The organism is Rhizobium sp. RCC_161_2, from assembly GCF_041355235.1.
Taxonomy (GTDB): Bacteria; Pseudomonadota; Alphaproteobacteria; order Rhizobiales; family Rhizobiaceae; genus Rhizobium.
The window spans coordinates 84,788-100,923 of sequence record NZ_JBFUPL010000004.1 but is presented as its reverse complement, the minus strand read 5'-3'; the positions used below and the strand labels follow the sequence as shown (position 1 = coordinate 100,923).

The 16,136-nt window shown below is 60.8% G+C and carries 18 protein-coding genes; 9 read left to right on the top strand and 9 right to left on the bottom strand.

Annotation, left to right across the window (positions count from 1 at the left end; translation table 11 throughout):
• Positions 1-297: 297 nt before the first annotated feature.
• Entirely contained in the window at positions 298-1,164 is an 867-nt protein-coding gene (locus AB6803_RS12080; protein WP_371109114.1) for a VOC family protein, read from the top strand.
• A gap of 99 nt (positions 1,165-1,263) precedes the next feature.
• The gene (locus tag AB6803_RS12075; RefSeq protein WP_371109113.1) at positions 1,264-2,436 is read left to right on the top strand and encodes an AI-2E family transporter; all 1,173 of its coding nucleotides are present in this window, start codon (positions 1,264-1,266) and stop codon (positions 2,434-2,436) included.
• Positions 2,437-2,478: 42 nt separating this feature from the next.
• Here the strand turns inward: AB6803_RS12075 and AB6803_RS12070 are convergent, their stop codons facing one another.
• Positions 2,479-3,273 carry a polysaccharide deacetylase family protein gene (locus AB6803_RS12070; protein WP_371109112.1) on the bottom strand — a complete coding sequence of 265 codons (795 nt, stop codon included), beginning with the start codon at positions 3,271-3,273 and terminating at the stop codon, positions 2,479-2,481.
• Positions 3,274-3,542: 269 nt separating this feature from the next.
• Here AB6803_RS12070 and AB6803_RS12065 point away from each other — a divergent pair, with 269 nt between their 5' ends.
• Together AB6803_RS12065 and AB6803_RS12060 are read left to right on the top strand one after the other, a co-directional pair.
• Complete coding sequence (locus AB6803_RS12065; protein ID WP_371109111.1) at positions 3,543-4,454, top strand: DnaJ C-terminal domain-containing protein; 912 nt, start codon at positions 3,543-3,545, stop codon at positions 4,452-4,454.
• A 3-nt stretch (positions 4,455-4,457) separates the two neighbouring features.
• A complete protein-coding gene (locus tag AB6803_RS12060; RefSeq protein WP_371109110.1) occupies positions 4,458-4,790 on the top strand; it encodes a chaperone modulator CbpM in 333 nt (110 codons plus the stop codon).
• 5 nt (positions 4,791-4,795) lie between these two features.
• On the opposite strand, the gene AB6803_RS12055 is transcribed toward AB6803_RS12060, so the two are convergent.
• Positions 4,796-5,185, bottom strand: coding sequence for a DUF930 domain-containing protein (locus AB6803_RS12055; protein WP_371109109.1), 390 nt, complete (start codon positions 5,183-5,185; stop codon positions 4,796-4,798).
• 293 nt (positions 5,186-5,478) lie between these two features.
• Between AB6803_RS12055 and AB6803_RS12050 the strand changes: the two genes are divergently transcribed.
• Both AB6803_RS12050 and AB6803_RS12045 read left to right on the top strand, forming a co-directional pair.
• Positions 5,479-7,572: a S9 family peptidase gene (locus AB6803_RS12050; protein WP_371109108.1), complete on the top strand. Its 2,094-nt coding sequence runs from the start codon at positions 5,479-5,481 to the stop codon at positions 7,570-7,572.
• Positions 7,573-7,593: 21 nt separating this feature from the next.
• On the top strand, positions 7,594-8,115 hold the full coding sequence (locus tag AB6803_RS12045; protein ID WP_371109107.1) for a DUF1697 domain-containing protein: 522 nt from the start codon (positions 7,594-7,596) through the stop codon (positions 8,113-8,115).
• Here the strand turns inward: AB6803_RS12045 and AB6803_RS12040 are convergent.
• Entirely contained in the window at positions 8,112-8,423 is a 312-nt protein-coding gene (locus AB6803_RS12040) for a type II toxin-antitoxin system RelE/ParE family toxin (protein WP_371109106.1), read from the bottom strand. The two genes, AB6803_RS12045 and AB6803_RS12040, sit on opposite strands and share 4 nt — an antisense overlap.
• Before the next feature lie 3 nt (positions 8,424-8,426).
• Positions 8,427-8,687 carry a type II toxin-antitoxin system ParD family antitoxin gene (locus AB6803_RS12035; protein WP_371109105.1) on the bottom strand — a complete coding sequence of 87 codons (261 nt, stop codon included), beginning with the start codon at positions 8,685-8,687 and terminating at the stop codon, positions 8,427-8,429.
• Positions 8,688-8,781: 94 nt separating this feature from the next.
• On the opposite strand from AB6803_RS12035, the gene AB6803_RS12030 reads away from it, so the two are divergent.
• A complete protein-coding gene (locus AB6803_RS12030; RefSeq protein ID WP_371109104.1) occupies positions 8,782-10,290 on the top strand; it encodes a YdiU family protein in 1,509 nt (502 codons plus the stop codon).
• Positions 10,291-10,430: 140 nt separating this feature from the next.
• Here AB6803_RS12030 and bla read toward each other — a convergent pair whose 3' ends face one another.
• From bla to dmeR, 3 genes are all read right to left on the bottom strand, one after another.
• Positions 10,431-11,450, bottom strand: a complete 1,020-nt coding sequence (gene bla / locus AB6803_RS12025; RefSeq protein WP_371109103.1) for a class A beta-lactamase — start codon at positions 11,448-11,450, stop codon at positions 10,431-10,433.
• An 85-nt stretch (positions 11,451-11,535) separates the two neighbouring features.
• Positions 11,536-12,504 carry a CDF family Co(II)/Ni(II) efflux transporter DmeF gene (gene dmeF, locus AB6803_RS12020; protein ID WP_371109102.1) on the bottom strand — a complete coding sequence of 323 codons (969 nt, stop codon included), beginning with the start codon at positions 12,502-12,504 and terminating at the stop codon, positions 11,536-11,538.
• Positions 12,505-12,541: 37 nt separating this feature from the next.
• A complete protein-coding gene (gene dmeR / locus AB6803_RS12015; protein ID WP_007701985.1) occupies positions 12,542-12,814 on the bottom strand; it encodes a Ni(II)/Co(II)-sensing transcriptional repressor DmeR in 273 nt (90 codons plus the stop codon).
• 351 nt (positions 12,815-13,165) lie between these two features.
• Between dmeR and AB6803_RS12010 the strand changes: the two genes are divergently transcribed.
• A complete protein-coding gene (locus AB6803_RS12010; protein WP_007701990.1) occupies positions 13,166-13,654 on the top strand; it encodes a GNAT family N-acetyltransferase in 489 nt (162 codons plus the stop codon).
• Between the two features lie 39 nt (positions 13,655-13,693).
• Here the strand turns inward: AB6803_RS12010 and AB6803_RS12005 are convergent, their stop codons facing one another.
• Positions 13,694-14,344, bottom strand: coding sequence for a C39 family peptidase (locus AB6803_RS12005; protein ID WP_371109101.1), 651 nt, complete (start codon positions 14,342-14,344; stop codon positions 13,694-13,696).
• An 86-nt stretch (positions 14,345-14,430) separates the two neighbouring features.
• Here AB6803_RS12005 and AB6803_RS12000 point away from each other — a divergent pair, with 86 nt between their 5' ends.
• On the top strand, positions 14,431-15,201 hold the full coding sequence (locus AB6803_RS12000; protein WP_371109100.1) for a class I SAM-dependent methyltransferase: 771 nt from the start codon (positions 14,431-14,433) through the stop codon (positions 15,199-15,201).
• Between the two features lie 16 nt (positions 15,202-15,217).
• Here the strand turns inward: AB6803_RS12000 and AB6803_RS11995 are convergent, their stop codons facing one another.
• Positions 15,218-16,132, bottom strand: coding sequence for a c-type cytochrome (locus AB6803_RS11995; RefSeq protein WP_371109099.1), 915 nt, complete (start codon positions 16,130-16,132; stop codon positions 15,218-15,220).
• Positions 16,133-16,136: the final 4 nt, after the last annotated feature.

Below are 16,136 nucleotides of genomic sequence, written 5' to 3'. Positions count from 1 at the left end.
TCGTGGCATCTCGGAAGCATCCAGGCAACCACGTTCGATGGGCATATCGGTAAATCTTCGTGAATGGCGAGACGCGCGGGTGAAATGGTCCGTCAACGAATTGCGAACGCTCAATCCGTAATTTCTGGCCTTCTGTGAACAATCGAAATCCGCCATATACTGCCTTAAGTACAGCAGGCCAGAGGATTTCTAAAGAGGCACATCGACCGGCGACAGCTCTCAAGCCTGCCATTGACGGCGTTTTCGCCGCCTTCGCCGGTTCCTCTTTCTTTCGAACATCAAGGTTGGAATAAGCTCATGACCGAAACCGCCCTTCCCTATGCGCTGACGCGCCCCGCCTATGTCGGCCAGTCGCATCTCGTCGTCACCGACCTGGCGCTGGTATCGCGCTTCTATCAGGACATATTGGGTCTTAAGGTCATCGAAAAGACCGCGAGCGGTGAAGTGCTGGGCGTTGCCGGGCAGCCGCTGCTGACGCTGACGACGGATCGCGCCGCCACGCGCGCGCCGCAGACGGCGGCCGGTCTCTTCCACACCGCCTTCCTGTTGCTCAACCGTGTCGAGCTTGCCCGTTGGCTGCGGCATGCCGCGCACAACAACGTCGCCCTTGAAGGCGCGTCCGACCATATCGTCAGCGAGGCGATCTATCTTTCCGATCCGGAAGGCAACGGCATCGAGATCTATGCCGACCGGCCGCATGAGCAGTGGACATTCCATGGCGACGGCACCGTCGAGATGGCGACGCTGAGGCTCGACCTTCAGAAGCTTTACGAAAGCGCACCGCAGGATCGCTGGGACGGCATGGCCGATGGCTCGGCGATCGGCCATATCCACCTGCAGGTCGGCGACGTCGAGGAGGCAAATGCTTTCTATCGCGACGTGCTTGGAATGAAGGTTATGGCCGGGCGGTATCCGGGTGCGACGTTCCTGGCAACGGGCGGCTATCACCATCATCTTGGCGCCAACACCTGGAACAGCCGTGGCGCCGGCGTCCGCTCCGAACACATGACCGGCCTGTCCGACTACACGCTGCGCTTCAACGACAGGCAAGCCCTCGACAAGGCGGTTACCGCACTCGATGCGCACGAGATAAAGACGGAAAAGCGCGACGGCGGCGTTTCGCTGCGCGATCCCTGGGGCATTGGGCTGAATTTGATCGCCTGATCACAACCGCAGATCGACAATCCAAAAGACCCGTTCCGGAACCGGAACGGGTCTTTTGCGTTTGCATACCGAGGCGATGGGCCTTCGGGGATTTTTTGAATGGATATCGCCAAGGGCACAAGCAAGCAGGAGCGCAAACAGGCATTGAAACGCGAGGAGCGTTCCAGCGCCTGGGTGGACGCGTTGCGAGCGGATACCGAGCAATTAGGCAGAACGACGGCTGAAACGCCCATCGAGAAAAGCGCGCTGGATATCGCCTCCGCCTGGGCTCTCATCGGCATCTTCCTCATTCTGGCGCTGGCAGGCATCTACATGATGTCGCTCATTCTGATCCCGGTGACGTTGGCCGTCGTCGTCGGTATGATCCTCGGCCTCGCGGCGGAAAAACTCAGCAAGTTGGGCGTTCCGCGCATTCTCAACGCCGTTCTGCTATCATCAGCGGTGGCGCTGGTCATCTTCCTGTTCATCAACGCGCTCGCCGGACCTTTGGCGCGGTTGGCACAGGAAGGCCCCGACGTCTTCCAGCGCACAGTCGATCGACTGATGCCATTCCTCGAGCGGATCAAATGGCTGCATATCACGCCGCAGACCTTCGAGAGCGGGCCGATGTCGATCAATGTGCTGCTCGAGAATACCGGTAATGTGCTGCATCTTGTCACCAACAGCCTGACGCCGGCTATTGTCCAGGGCCTGATCTTTTTTGCCGCCCTGATGCTCTTTCTCGCCGGACGCGCCAGCCTGCGCAAGACGCTCATCATGACTTTTGTCAGCCGGACGTCGCGATTGACGGCAATCCGCATCATCAATGCGGTGGAGCAGGTGCTCGGCTTCTATTTCGCCACGGCGGCGCTGATCTATGCCGGTCTCGGCATCGTCATGACCATCATTGCCTATGCCGGCGGCTTGAGTGCGCCGATCCTCTGGGGCGTCTTCGCCTTTCTCTCCAGCTTCATTCCCTTCCTTGGCATCGCAACGATGACGATTGCGCTGGCGATCGCCGGCATCATCACCCATGATGACATCATCTTCGCCCTTGCGCCTGCCGTCGTCTTTTTCTCTATCCATCTCGCCGTGGAAAATCTTGTGTTTCCGGCGGTCATGGGTCGGCAATGGGAGCTCAATCCGTTTGTCGTCTTCCTCGCCATCATCTTCTGGACGTGGATGTGGGGCGCTGTCGGCGCCATGCTCGCCTTGCCGCTATCCCTGGTCGTGATGACCGTGGTCAACGAGCTGTTCATCGAGGAAAAGGTGCAGCCGCAATTGCCTGAGTAACGATCCCGGCACGACTGGTGATCGACCGTCGCCGATTACCGCTCAGTTCGTGGTGTCGTCATCGCCCTGTTCAGGGATATCCCGCAGGCGGACGAACTGTATGCCCTTGGCCTTCAGCGCCAGGATGCTGGCTGCGACCCCCTCGCCTGCCGCATGGGTCGGCTGGTTGATGTGGGATATGATGACATCGCCGTCCTTGGCGGAGGCATATTGCTTTTCCACCATCTTGGCCGGCAGCAGCGAGCCGCTGTCGCCGTTCACGGAATAGCCGGCAATGCGATAGCCCATGCCACGGATCTCCGTGATGGCCGACAGGCTGTATTTCGCCGTAGCGCCCCGGAACCAGCGCGGCTGCGGGATACCGGCGGCAAGCATGGCATCCGCCCCGCCTTTGACTTCCTGGGCCACGGCCTGCGGCGAACCGGCTGCGGCAATGCCATAGACCTTGGTCGGTATATCCACAGCGGGAATATGATTCTGGCCGTGGTTCTCCAGCTCGAAGAGGTCGGGATGGGCGAGGAAGGTGGCGAGTGCGTCGGGATTGGTCCGCAGCCAGCGGGCGGTGACGAAGATCGTCGCGGGGATGCGCTGATCGACGAGGGTGGAGAGGATACGCGGATCGGTCTTGCCCATGCAGGCATCGAAGGTGAGGGCGATACGTGGCATGCCCTTGCCGGCACGGTTGACGTGCAAATGCGGCTCGACAAGTTTGACGTTGGATGCGGATGCTTTCGGCGGAAGCGGCGGCCAGCCGGCAGGCTGTGTCTCCTGCGTGGCAGCAAAGGCGGCCGGAACGGTTGCGAGCAGGAATGCGGACGTCAGCAGAAAGCGTTTCATCAATATCCACCGATCGGATCAAGCGAAATCAAATTTGGCGGAAAAAGCGCGCGATTGCCATAGGGCCTTTCCCTTTGCGCCCGCCATCGTCCGGCAAGGCGACGGAAATATGGCGGCCTGCCGGCAAGAGGATCATTTCCCATCACAAAAGCGCCTATAACCGTTCTGCGGCAGTCGCGGCTTCGATACTCCTCATTTATGATATCATTGATACTAGACCGGCCTGCTACTATTTCCATATTTTCCTGCGCTCCCAAAGGGAACCATTCATGAGCCGCGATCCCTATGACATATTGGGCGTAAAACGGGACGCCCCGCAAAAGGACGTCCAAAGCGCCTATCGCAAGCTTGCCAAGAAGCTGCATCCCGATCTCAATCCCGGCGACAAGCAGGCCGAGGAGAAGTTCAAGGAAGTTTCCGCGGCCTACGGCATTCTCGGAGACGAAGAGAAACGCGCGCGGTTCGACCGCGGCGAGATCGACGGCAGCGGCGCTGAGAAGCCGCCACGCAACTATTATCGCGACTACGCGGCAAACGAAGGCCAGCGCGGCCCTTACCGCAACACCGGTGGCTTCGCCGATTTCGGCGATACCGACGATGTCCTTTCCAGCTTCTTTTCACGTCGCAGCCGAGGCCAGTCCGGAATGCAGGGTCAGGATCGTCACTACTCCATGGAGGTCGACTTTCTCGACGCCATCAATGGCACCAAAAAGCAGATCAGCCTGCCGGACGGACCGGCACTCGATGTGCAGATACCGCCGGGAACCAAGGATGGGCAGACGCTGCGCCTGCGCGGCAAAGGCGACCCGGGCTTGGGCAGCGGCGCGCCAGGCGATGCGCTGATCGCGGTGCATGTACGCCCACACCGCTTCTTCACCCGCGACGGCGACGATATCAGGCTGGAATTGCCGATTTCGCTGACGGAAGCGGTGCTCGGCGGCAAGGTTCGCGTGCCAACGCCCTCCGGCCCGGTGACCATCACGCTCCAGCCGAACTCCAACACTGGCAAGGTCTTGCGGCTGAAGGGCAAAGGCGTGCCCGTCCGTGGCAAGGATGCCGGCGACGCCTATGTTTCACTGAAGATCGTCTTGCCGGACGAGCCGGACGCCGAGCTTACCGCCCTCGTTTCCGATTGGCAGGCGGGCAAGACGCATGATCCCAGAAAGACCATGGGAGGCTGAGCGATGAACGAGAGCGAGTTTCGTCTGCGCCTCGAGATTGACGTCACGGTGCTGGAAGTCTGGATCGACCAGGGCTGGCTCATTCCTGAAACTACGGAAGAAGGCCGGGATTTCCGCGATGCGGACCTCGCGCGTGGACAGTTGATTCTCGATTTGATCCACGCCATGGGCGTCAATGAGCCGGGCGTCGATCTGGTCATGGATCTGGTGGATCAGCTTCATGGGCTGAGATCGACGCTCCGCGAACTGACGGATGCCGTCTCCCGCCAAAGCCCTGCCGTGCAAGAGCACATCCTCTCCGAACTCGACCGCCTGGAGCGCCACGAACGGCGCTGAGGGCATCAGTCGTAGAGATAGTATTTCTGCCAGCTATCGCGCGGCACCTTGTCGCCGATCTGAAAGCTGAGATTGCGCACGTCGACATGCTCCGGGTCGGTCGTGCATTTATAGGAGAGATGATACCAATCGCCCTTGCTGCGGAAGACGGCGCCGGCAGCATTCATCGAATCCGGAGCCATATTGGGGTCGCTGAAGGTATAGGCGATCACCTTGTCCGGCTTGAACCCGGTCTTCTCCGTGCCGATCCGCTTCATCGCTTCCGCATCGCAGGCCTGTTCCATCCGTTCGGAAGGATCAAGCTTTTCCAGCTCCTTCTTCATGGTCGCATCGACGGCGAGCGCCGAGGTTGCGATGGAAGCCAGAGGCAGGAGAAAGGCAATGAACTTCAGCATGAAGACCGGTTCCTCATTTGTTGTTTTCCGGGCTGGGCTGTGTCCGTCCCATAGAGGAAAGCGATTTTAAGAAACACTTACTATCGACGCAGCGCTAAGCGGACTTCGTTAAAGAATGTGGTCACATCAAGGCAGCCCTGCGCGAGGCCAGTGGTCGTCATCAGCCCGACACGAGCTTAGGAGCATCCGCTTGCATGAGGCTTGAGCCGGCAATTGCCGCTTGAACCTCGGCCAAGCGCCCTCTATTTCTCTTTCATCGCATACCCGACTTTCATCCCAGAGAAAGCCTTCCAGTGTCTTCATTCAAGAACCTCCCTACCCCGCCCGCCGCACCGAAAAAGCCGGTCACGGATACGCGCCACGGCATCACCCGCAGCGACGACTACGCCTGGCTGCGTGCCGACAATTGGCAGGCGATGTTCAAGGACACCTCGATCCTCGACCCGGAAATCCGCACGCATCTGGAAGCCGAAAACACCTATATGAACGCCGCAATGGCGGACACGAAAGAGCTGCAGAAGCTGCTGTTTGCCGAGATGAAAGGCCGCATCAAGGAGGATGACAGCTCGGTGCCTGTCAAGGACGGCCCCTATGCCTACGGCACGCTCTTTGTCACCGGCGGCGAGCAGCCGCATTATTTCCGCGAGGCGCGCGACGGCGGCGACCGCAAGCTGCTTCTCGACGGCGACAAGGAGAATGAGGGCAAGTCCTATTTCCGCCTCTCCGGCATCGACCATTCCACCGACCATAGCCACGGCATCTGGGGCTATGACGACAAGGGCTCGGAATATTTCACGCTGAAGGTCCGCAACCTCGACACCGGCGAGGATCTGGCCGACGTGATCGAGAACACCGGCGGCGACGGCGTCTGGGCGCCTGACGGCAAGAGCTTCTTCTATACCCTACAGGACGAGAACCATCGTCCATCGAAGATCTTCCACCACATTGTCGGCACGCCGCAATCGGAAGACCGGCTGGTCTACGAGGAAGAGGATTCTGGCTTCTTCATGGGCGTCGGCGGCTCCTTGCTCGACGACTACATCTTCATCGACATCCACGACCACGAGACCAGCGAATACCGCCTGATCCCGACGTCGGACCTCACCGCCGAGCCGAAGCTGGTGGCCGAGCGCGAAACCGGGGTCGAATATGAGATGACGGAAGGCGGCGACGTCTTCTACATTCTCACCAACGACGGCGACGCCAAGGATTTCAAGATCATGGAGACGCCGGTCGACAAACCAGGCAAGGAAAACTGGCGCGATGTCGTGGCCCACAAGCCGGGCACGCTGATCCTCAGCCATATGGCCTATGCCCGCCATCTCATCTGGCTGGAGCGCAAAGACGGCCTGCCCCGGATCGTCATCCGCGACCGCGTCTCCGGCGAAGAACATGCGATTGCCTTCGATGAGGAAGCCTACTCGCTAGGCCTGCAGGGTGCTGCCGAATACGACACCGACGTCATCCGCTTCTCCTATTCCTCGATGACGACACCGAGCCAGCTCTACGACTACAACATGGTGACGCGCGAGCGCAGCCTGTTGAAGACGCAGGAAGTTCCCTCCGGCCACAATCCGGATGACTACGTCACCCGCCGCGTCTTCGCGCCGGCATGGGACGGAGAAACGGTGCCGGTCACCCTGCTCTATCGCAAGGATACGCCGCTCGACGGCTCAGCACCCTGCCTGCTTTACGGCTATGGCGCCTACGGCGTCACCATTCCGGCCGGCTTCAATACCAATTGCCTGTCGCTCGCCGACCGTGGCTTCGTCTATGCCGTCGCCCATATCCGCGGCGGCAAGGACAAAGGCTTTGCCTGGTACGAAGACGGCAAGATGGACAAGAAGACCAACACCTTCAAGGACTTCATCGCAGCTGCGGATTATCTGAATCAACAGAAGTTCACCTCCTACGCGAACATCATCGCCGAGGGCGGTTCGGCGGGCGGCATGCTGATGGGTGCTGTCGCCAACATGGCGCCGGAGAAATTCGCGGGCGTCATCGCCGCCGTGCCCTTCGTCGACGTGCTCAACACCATGCTGGACGACACCCTGCCGCTGACGCCGCCGGAATGGCCGGAATGGGGCAATCCGATCGACAGCAAGGAAGAGTACGAGCAGATCGCCGCCTATAGCCCCTATGACAATGTCGGCGAAAAGCCCTACCCACCGATCCTGGCGCTCGGCGGCCTGACCGATCCGCGCGTCACCTATTGGGAACCGGCGAAATGGGTTGCCAAGCTGCGTGAGAAGACCACCGGCGACGCTCCGATCCTGCTGAAGACCAACATGGACGCCGGTCACGGCGGTGCCTCTGGTCGCTTCCAGCGCCTGGAAGAGATCGCCTTCGAATACGGCTTCGCCATCAAGGTCGCCGGCAAGATGTAATCGGGATTGCGGGAGGAGCCAATGCCGGTCCATATCGCCCTGCTGCGTGCCGTCAATGTTGGCGGCACTGGCACTTTGCCTATGGCGGAGTTGAAGGCGCTTTGCGAGGATATCGGCTTTACCGATGTGAAGACCTATATCCAGAGCGGCAACGTCCTCTTCCGTTCGGATAAAGACGAGGCGACTGTGCAGGCGCGCCTAGAAGATGCCCTGACGCGCAAGATGGGCAAGTCGCCGGGCCTGATCCTGCGCAGCCGGCAAGCTCTGGAAGCGGTGGCCGAAGGCTCACCCTTCCCGCATGCCAAGCCGAACTATCTGCTCGTCACCTTCCTTGCCGAAGCTGCTCCGGCGGATGCTCTGGACAAGCTGGTAGCGCCTGACGGCGAAGAGGTGCATGTCGCGGGTAAAGAGATCTACGTTCACTATCCGGACGGCTCCGGCCGCTCGAAGCTGAAGCTGCCGGCGCTGAAGCTTGGGACCGCGCGGAACCTCAATACGGTCAGGAAGCTGTCGGAGATGGCGCGGGCGATGGAGGAGAGTTAGGGCCGCGAAAGAAGCGCTTCGTAGTCACGGCTGCCTGAGAAAAGATTGGTGATCCAGACAGTATCACGCTCGATTGTATAAAGGATGACAATACTCTTTTCAAAGATAGCCATGCGAAGGCCCGAGCCCAGATCATCCCGGGCAATGCCGCCAAAAGGGGCATCGCCGATCTTTTCGCAGCGAACGTAAATGCGATCAAGATACGCTTCGCTCGTCTTAATATTCTGACTTTTTTCGAAAACATAGGCCGCGATATCGAGCAGATTGTCCATTGCTTCCGGACGGTATTCGACGACAAATCGCTTCATCAATTAACGACGCTTATCAAAGAAGGCTTCGAGACGTTGCTTGACCTCGTGACCAGTCAAATTTGGCCTCGGATCATCCAGCGATGCCTTGACCTTCTGGCGGATCGCCGCGATCCGTTCCTGATATTCTTCCTCTTCCCGCAGCCAGACCCGGACGGCAGCGCGCAGCACTTCGCTGGTCGAAGCGTAGGCCCCGGCATCGACGCGGCTCTTGATGGCGGCAACCATTTCGCTGGGCAGCGAGATGCTGAGTTTCTCGTTCATGGCAAACCCCTATCTTTGGTAGGATAAAGTAGGATGATTTCCTACCGAAGACAAGCGCCTTGCGCCGCATGGCCACCGGCCCTACCTTAGTCACATGAGCTCTTTTCTTCACGACAACGCAGTGCTTGAAGCACCACCAATACCTTTCGACAACAGCTACGCGCGCCTGCCGCCGCAGTTCTTCGCGGAACAGGCGCCGACGCCGGTTGCAGCACCGCGGTTGATCAAGTTCAACACGGCGCTGGCGTCGGATTTGGGGCTCGAGGCCGAGGTTCTGGAGCGTGATGGAGCGGCGATCTTCTCCGGCAACGCGCTTTTGCCCGGCTCCCAGCCGCTCGCCATGGCCTATGCCGGCCACCAGTTCGGCGGCTTCGTGCCGCAGCTTGGGGATGGCCGGGCGATCCTGCTCGGCGAGGTTATCGACCGCAACGGCAGGCGCCGCGACATCCAGCTCAAGGGCGCCGGGCCAACGCCGTTTTCGCGACGTGGAGACGGACGGGCAGCTCTCGGGCCTGTGCTGCGCGAATATATCGTCAGCGAAGCCATGTATGCGCTCGGCATTCCCACGACACGGGCGCTGGCGGCAGTCACCACCGGCCAGCCAGTCTACCGCGAAGAAGCGCTGCCCGGTGCGGTTTTTACCCGCGTCGCTGCAAGCCATATCCGCGTCGGCACGTTCCAGTATTTCGCCGCTCGCGGCGACACAGACAGCCTGCGCATCCTCGCCGACCATGTCGTCGACCGGCATTATCCCGAGATCAAGGATCGCCAGAACCACTATCTCGCGCTGCTGGAAGCGGTGGCCGACCGGCAGGCATCCTTGATCGCGCGCTGGCTGCATGTGGGCTTCATCCATGGCGTGATGAACACAGACAACATGACCATATCCGGCGAGACGATCGATTTTGGTCCGTGTGCCTTCATGGACGTCTATGATCCGGCGACCGTGTTTTCCTCGATCGACCGACAGGGCCGCTATGCCTATGCCAACCAGCCGGCCATCGGCCAATGGAACCTCGCGCGGCTTGGCGAAACGCTGCTGCCGCTGATCGATCCGACGCTCGATACCGCCGTGGAACTGGCAAATGGGGTGATCAAGGCCTATGGCGAGCGCTTCCAGACCCATTGGCTTGCCGGCATGCGCGCCAAGATCGGCCTCGCAACGGAAGAAGACAATGATCTCGATCTGATCCAGTCGCTGCTTGCGGTGATGCACGAGCAGGAGGCGGATTTCACCCTGACCTTCCGGCGGCTTTGTGTGCTTGCGGCAAGCGACGACAACGAGGCCACCTTTGCCGCCAGTTTCAAGAATCCGCAATCCGTAGCGCCCTGGCTTGCACGCTGGCGCGAACGGCTCGGCCGCGATCCGCAATCGCCCGCCGCGCGTGCAAAGGCAATGCTCGGCGTCAACCCGGCCTTCATCCCCCGCAACCATCGCATCGAACAAGCGATCGCGGCTGCCGTCGAGGAGGATGATTTTTCGTTGTTCGAGGCGCTGCTGGCCGTGCTGGCCAAACCCTATGAGGACCAGCAAGCCTTTGCGCCCTACGCCGAGCCGCCGCAACCGGCGGAACGGGTGCTGCAGACCTTCTGCGGGACATAGCGAAAGCCGGGCGCGGAGCCTCAGGATACCGCGCTATTCATCGCCTGGACTTCTCGCACCAGATGAAGGCGATGCGATCCTGATTCACATCGCGACCGTACCGCCCTGATTTATCGATTGCATTTCAGAGCGCTACTATTTCACCCCACCATGCCCGCAACGATCTTGCCGACCGCGGCGAAGACGGCTTCGATATCTTTTGCAGGCGCAGTCGCCTCGCCGACAAAGGTCGCAACGAGGATCGGGCCGCGATCCGGGAGCCAGATGACAGCGACGTCGGCATAGGAGCCGTTCTCGCCGGTGCCGGTCTTGTCGCCGACTTTCCATTCCTTTGGCAGGCCGGCGCGCAGGCGGGCGTTGCCGGTGGTGTTGGCGACCAGCCAGTTCGACAATTGATCCCTGGAGGTTTCCGACAGCGTGTTGCCGAGCGTCAGAAGCCCGATCGTATCCAGCATGGAATCGGGTGTCGTCGTATCCCGTGGGTCGTCCTTGATCGCCTGGTTGACATCGGGTTCCTTGCGGTCGAGCCGGGTTTCAGTGTCGCCGGTGGTGCGCAGCCATGCCGTCAACGCCGCCGGACCACCGAAGCTGTCGAGCAGCAGATTGCCGGCGGTGTTGTCGCTGAGCGTGACCGCCGCATTGCAGAGTTCGGCAATCGTCATGCCGTCGGTGCCGGCATGCTTTTCAGTCTCCGGTGAATAGGTGACCACGACATCCTTGCCGTAGGTGACGCGGCGATCGAGCTTCTCGACGCCCTGATCGACGCGGGCGAGCACGAAGCCGGCGGCAAGCGCCTTGTAGCTGCTGCACAGGGCGAAGCGCTCCGCTTCGCGATAGCCGAGCGAAATATTGGTTTCCGTATCCAGTACCGAAACACCGAGACGACCGCCGGTCTTCTTTTCCAGGTCCGCCAGTTGCTTGTCGGCATCCTCCGTCACCTGGGAATTGTCCGCCCCCTGGGTGCCGTCCATTCCATCGTCGTCGTCAGGTGCAGCGGAACTGTCCGGCGTATCGGAGGCGCCGGGCGCTGGAGCCGTCGCGTCCGGGCTCTTGCTGGCGTTGGCATCCTGCGCAAACAGGGTCTGCGGGCCAAATGTCAGGGCGGGAAGGAGCAGCGCCGAGCCTGCCAAGAGGCGACGGCGGGTAAGCAATGTGGGCATGCGGAAACCTCCAGCGGAATCAGGCGGATTCAGAGCTAAGTGAGGAATATGGCAAGCCTCTGGCACACCCTTCCTTCAACCCGCCTTATGCCGCCTTTTCGACCGTGACTTCAACGGTGACATGCGACAATTCATGCAGATCCGCCAGTCGGGCCTTGTAGAAGGCCGGATCGCGCGGCTCCGGCGTCGCCACGGCAACGATCGCCGCATGATGACCGGGGCCGACCTGCCAGACATGCAGATCGGTGATGCGGTCGTCGCCGGTTTCGATGGCCTCTCGGATTTCGTCCGGCAGCTCTTCGCCGGACGGGATGAAGTCGAGCAGGATCGAACCGGAGGAACGCAGCAGGCTCAGGGACCATTGCAGGATCACCAGGCCGCCGACGAGGCCCATCAACGGATCGAGAAAGGTCCAGCCGAAATAGCTGCCGAGCAGAAGGGCGACGATCGCCAGAACAGATGTCATGGCGTCGGCGATGACATGGACATAGGCCGAGCGCAGATTGTTGTCTTTGCCGCCCTGGTGATGATCGTGGTCATGGCCATGTTCGTGATGATGATCATGCCCGTGCGCGTGGCCATGCCCATGGTGGTGGTCATGATCGTCACGCAGCAACCAGGCGCTGGCGATGTTGACGAGGAGGCCGACCGACGCAATGGCGATCGCCTCGTGAAAATTGATCGCGACCGGGTTCATCAATCGCAGCAGACTTTCCCAGCCCATCAGCACGGCGATCATGGCGAGGATGATGGCGCTGGCGAAGCCGGCGAGATCGCCAAGCTTTCCGGTGCCGAAGGTGAACCGCGCGTTATGAGCATGACGGCGGGCATAGAGATAGGCCAGCGCCGAAATCAGCATGGCGCTCGCATGTGTCGACATGTGCCAGCCATCGGCGGTCAGCGCCATCGAACCATAGAGCGTGCCGGCGGCGATCTCGATCACCATCATCACCGTCGTCAGCGCGATGACCAGCCAGACGCGGCGCTCATTGCGCTGGTGGTCGGCACCCAGAAATACATGGCTATGCGTCAACGCATCCGAAGAACCACTCATGACATCCGTCTCCTGTTAAATGCTCCAAAGCCCCTGCTCAGCGCAGATAGGTCTTCAGCACATCGGATATTTCATCGACCGCCTGACGGCGTGCCGTTTCGCTTTCCGCGTGGAGCACATGCTCCTGCAGGTGATCGTCCAGTATCTCACCGGTCAGCCCCGTCAGTGCGCCCCGGATCGAGGCGAGAAGCTGCAAGACCTCCCCGCAAGGCCGCTCGGCCTCCAACGCCCGCTCCACCGCTTCCATCTGCCCCTTCAGGCGACGGACACGCGAAAGAAGCTTGGCTTGTTCACGAACGGTATGGGACATGACGACCTCGAGTTATAATATAGGGGGGTATACTATATCTGGCATCAAGAGCAACCCCTCTCCTGATGAGGCTCAGGCGCGATAGACCGACGCGCTCTTGCGGCAATTCGATACTGAAGAGTGGCGCCATGGTCGCCAGCTGGGCGAGCGGATGAGGCCCCATTGACAAATCCGCCATTCCGGATCATTGATGCGCCCATGATCAAGCACGCGCTCCACACCTGCTCGTATTTTTGGCTGTACCTGTAAAGGGCGGCTGGACAGATCATATTGTCAACAAGCCGCCGTCAGGCGGCTTTGTTGTATCAGCAGCGTCCTGACGGCTCATTCGAAACAAGGACGCGAAATGCCATGCTAGACGATAGCGAAATTTCCCTTCTCCGCCCGCCGGTGCTGACCATCCGCAGCGCGCATCCGCGCGACATGCCGGAACTGAACGACATGATCCGGCTGCTCGCCGCCCATCACGGCGACCCCTCCGGCACAACGCCGGAACAGCTAGAGCGCGATCTCTTCGGCCCGCTGCCATGGATCACGGCGCTGGTGGCCGAAGGCGAGAACGGATTGATCGGCTACGCCATTCTCGTGCCGCTCTACAAGGCGCAGGAAGGCCAGCGGGGCATGGACCTGCATCACCTCTTCGTGCGCGACGGTCATCGCGGCCACGGCATCGGCCAGCATCTGGTCGACCGCGCCCGCGATGTCGCCCGCAAGGCCGGCTGCAGCTTCCTCTCCGTCGGCGCGGCAACCGGCAATGTCCAGGCGCATCGCTTCTACGAACATATGGATTTCAAGCCACGCCCGGTCACCGGCATGCGCTATCTCCAAGCCCTGGCATGACGCAGACCACGTCCGGGATCGCCGTTGACCTTCCTATCGTCAGCGATCGATGGCGATCCCGCGCCCGGCGAAGAAGCGCTCGAATACCTCCAGCGGCAGCTCCACATTTTCGCGCGTCGCGGCCTCATGCCCGGAGGGATTGTGAAAGCGGACTGAGCCTGCGTCGACCGCAGTCACCAGCACGAGATGTCCGCCCTTCGATGGCGGCTCGGTATCGGACCAGCGGATGGAATGATGCACGGATGCAACGAAGAATTCCGATTGCGCAAGGATATCGCCGATATCTCCGGCGGAAATCCCGGTAACGACCCTGGTGTGCAGACCGAACCGGTCTTTGACGAAGGGAACGAAGGGCGCATAGATCAAGCCTTTGATCCTGCCGTCCGCCTCTTCGACATAGCCGCCATAATCCTTGCATCCCATGGCCAGATCCATGATCGGCATCGTCCGGCCGGTACGGGCGGCGAGAACCATCTTCAGGCAGGCCATGCCGCAGAGATTACCGGCCCAAAGGGCGTACTCCTCGACATTGCGAGCCCCTGAAGATGCCCAGAGCGGGTCCTTCAACAAAGCTGCCTGCGCGCCCTCGGCCACCACGGCCAGCGTCATGTCGGGCGTTTCCCATTGGCTGAAATAAGGAACATTCTGCTTCACCGCTATGTCCAAGGTCACCCTCTCCCGTTGCTGCATTCCGAGCTCACCGGGCTGTAAAGTTCAACGCAAATACGCTAGAAAAATGGCTGCGCATCCGCGATTTCTCAACAAAGGACGCACCCTTGGAGCAGCGGTTCACTTTTGACGGCGTGGCAGCCCTTTATGGCGGCACCCGCCCTGTTTATCCCGAGCCGCTCTTCGACGACATCGTCGCCTTCGCCGGTTTAGACGATACGGATCGGGTCCTCGAGATTGGCTGCGGCACGGGACAGGCGACACAAGGATTTGCACGACGCGGCTTTTCCGTCCTCGCGCTGGATCCCGGTTCGGACCTGATCGGCATCGCGCGGGAAAACCTCGCGGAATTCCCCAATATCCGCTTTACGACGTCGACTTTCGAGGCCTGGCCGGGCGAGACGGCAACCTTCAAGCTCGCGCTCGCCGCCCAGTCCTTTCACTGGGTTGCGCCGGAGATCCGCTTTGCCAAGGCAGCCGCCCAGCTCACGCCGGACGGAACGCTTGCGGTTTTCGGCAACGTGCCGCTGCCGCCGACATCGCCGCTCGGGCCGGAATTTGCCCGCATCTATTCGCGATACGCACCATCCCTGTCCGGCCCGCCAGCAGAAGCCTGGTATTTGTCGGGCGGCCCCTTTGCGGCGCTATTCGAAGAGTCCGAGCATTTCGGGCAGGTAACGCACCGCTGCTATCCCTGGAGCCGGATGCATGGCACTACAAGCTATACCGACCTGCTCCGCACGCTCTCAGGCCATCGGCTTCTGGCGGATGAGCAGAGGGAGGCTCTGCTTGGGGCAATTGCGGAGGTGATCGCTGCACATGGTGGAGAGTTTGAGCTTCGCTACGAAACACATCTCTATCTGGCAAAGCGACGCTGAGAGTTGACACGCGCCCTCATCGCGCCGGCAGCGCTTTCAGATAGGCCGCAATCGCTTCGCGGTCAGCGGTCGGGAGATGCGCGATGTTCTGCTGTACTTCGGCCATCGAGCCGCCGGCGGAATCATAGTCGGGAGTGAAGCCGGTTTCGAGGTAGGTGGCAATGTCGGCTGAGCTCCAGCTGCCGATCGCCTTCGAACCGGAGGTGATGTCGGGAATGTTGCCCTTGCCCTCCGGGTTCGGTGCACCGGCTAGCCACTGGTCTTTCAGGAAACCGCCGAGGGCGTCGCGCGGGGTGTGGCATTCGCCGCAATGGCCGGGGCCTTCGACCAGATATTGGCCACGCCTGATCTTGTCGTCGGCATTGGCGAGAACGACACGGGGCTGATCGTTGAAATAGAGAAATTTCCAGCCGCCGAGCGTCAGCCTGATATTGAAGGGGAACGGCAGCTCATGCGGCGGGGCGACATTGTCGCTCTTCGGCAAGGTCTTCAGGAAGCCCCAGAGATCGTTGACATCCTTGTCGCTCATGCGGGCGTATGAGCCGTAGGGGAAGGACGGATAGAGATGTTCGCCGTTTTTGCCGACGCCACGTTTCATGGCATTGCCGAAATCGGCCAGCGTCCAGCTGCCGAGGCCGGCTTTTTCATCCGGCGAGATATTCGGGACATGGAAGGTGCCGAAGGGGCTTGTCAGCGCTAGGCCACCCGCCAGGACCAGTTTGGCATCGCCCTGTGCGCCGGATACGGCATGACAGCTCGTGCAACCGCCAGCCCAGAACACCATCTCGCCGTTCTTGAGATCGGGATCGCCGAGATTTTCCCAATGGCTTGCCGGCAGGGGCGACGGCGCGGTGACGACGTAGAAGGCACTGAGGCCGATGATGGCGAGGCCGACGAGACAGAGCAGCCACCGGACAAATCGCGCAACCATGCCT

Bases quoted from the DNA above. Each gene is read 5' to 3' on its own strand.
- AB6803_RS12080 (WP_371109114.1), top strand. From the start codon at position 298: ATGACCGAAACCGCCCTTCCCTATGCGCTGACGCGCCCCGCCTATGTC.
- AB6803_RS12065 (WP_371109111.1), top strand. From the start codon at position 3,543: ATGAGCCGCGATCCCTATGACATATTGGGCGTAAAACGGGACGCCCCG.
- AB6803_RS12005 (WP_371109101.1), bottom strand. From the start codon at position 14,344: ATGCAGCAACGGGAGAGGGTGACCTTGGACATAGCGGTGAAGCAGAAT.
- dmeR (WP_007701985.1), bottom strand. From the start codon at position 12,814: ATGTCCCATACCGTTCGTGAACAAGCCAAGCTTCTTTCGCGTGTCCGT.
- dmeF (WP_371109102.1), bottom strand. From the start codon at position 12,504: ATGAGTGGTTCTTCGGATGCGTTGACGCATAGCCATGTATTTCTGGGT.
- AB6803_RS11995 (WP_371109099.1), bottom strand. From the start codon at position 16,132: ATGGTTGCGCGATTTGTCCGGTGGCTGCTCTGTCTCGTCGGCCTCGCC.
- AB6803_RS12070 (WP_371109112.1), bottom strand. From the start codon at position 3,273: ATGAAACGCTTTCTGCTGACGTCCGCATTCCTGCTCGCAACCGTTCCG.
- AB6803_RS12055 (WP_371109109.1), bottom strand. From the start codon at position 5,185: ATGCTGAAGTTCATTGCCTTTCTCCTGCCTCTGGCTTCCATCGCAACC.
- AB6803_RS12075 (WP_371109113.1), top strand. From the start codon at position 1,264: ATGGATATCGCCAAGGGCACAAGCAAGCAGGAGCGCAAACAGGCATTG.
- AB6803_RS12035 (WP_371109105.1), bottom strand. From the start codon at position 8,687: ATGAACGAGAAACTCAGCATCTCGCTGCCCAGCGAAATGGTTGCCGCC.
- bla (WP_371109103.1), bottom strand. From the start codon at position 11,450: ATGCCCACATTGCTTACCCGCCGTCGCCTCTTGGCAGGCTCGGCGCTG.
- AB6803_RS12045 (WP_371109107.1), top strand. From the start codon at position 7,594: ATGCCGGTCCATATCGCCCTGCTGCGTGCCGTCAATGTTGGCGGCACT.
- AB6803_RS12060 (WP_371109110.1), top strand. From the start codon at position 4,458: ATGAACGAGAGCGAGTTTCGTCTGCGCCTCGAGATTGACGTCACGGTG.
- AB6803_RS12040 (WP_371109106.1), bottom strand. From the start codon at position 8,423: ATGAAGCGATTTGTCGTCGAATACCGTCCGGAAGCAATGGACAATCTG.
- AB6803_RS12010 (WP_007701990.1), top strand. From the start codon at position 13,166: ATGCTAGACGATAGCGAAATTTCCCTTCTCCGCCCGCCGGTGCTGACC.
- AB6803_RS12030 (WP_371109104.1), top strand. From the start codon at position 8,782: ATGAGCTCTTTTCTTCACGACAACGCAGTGCTTGAAGCACCACCAATA.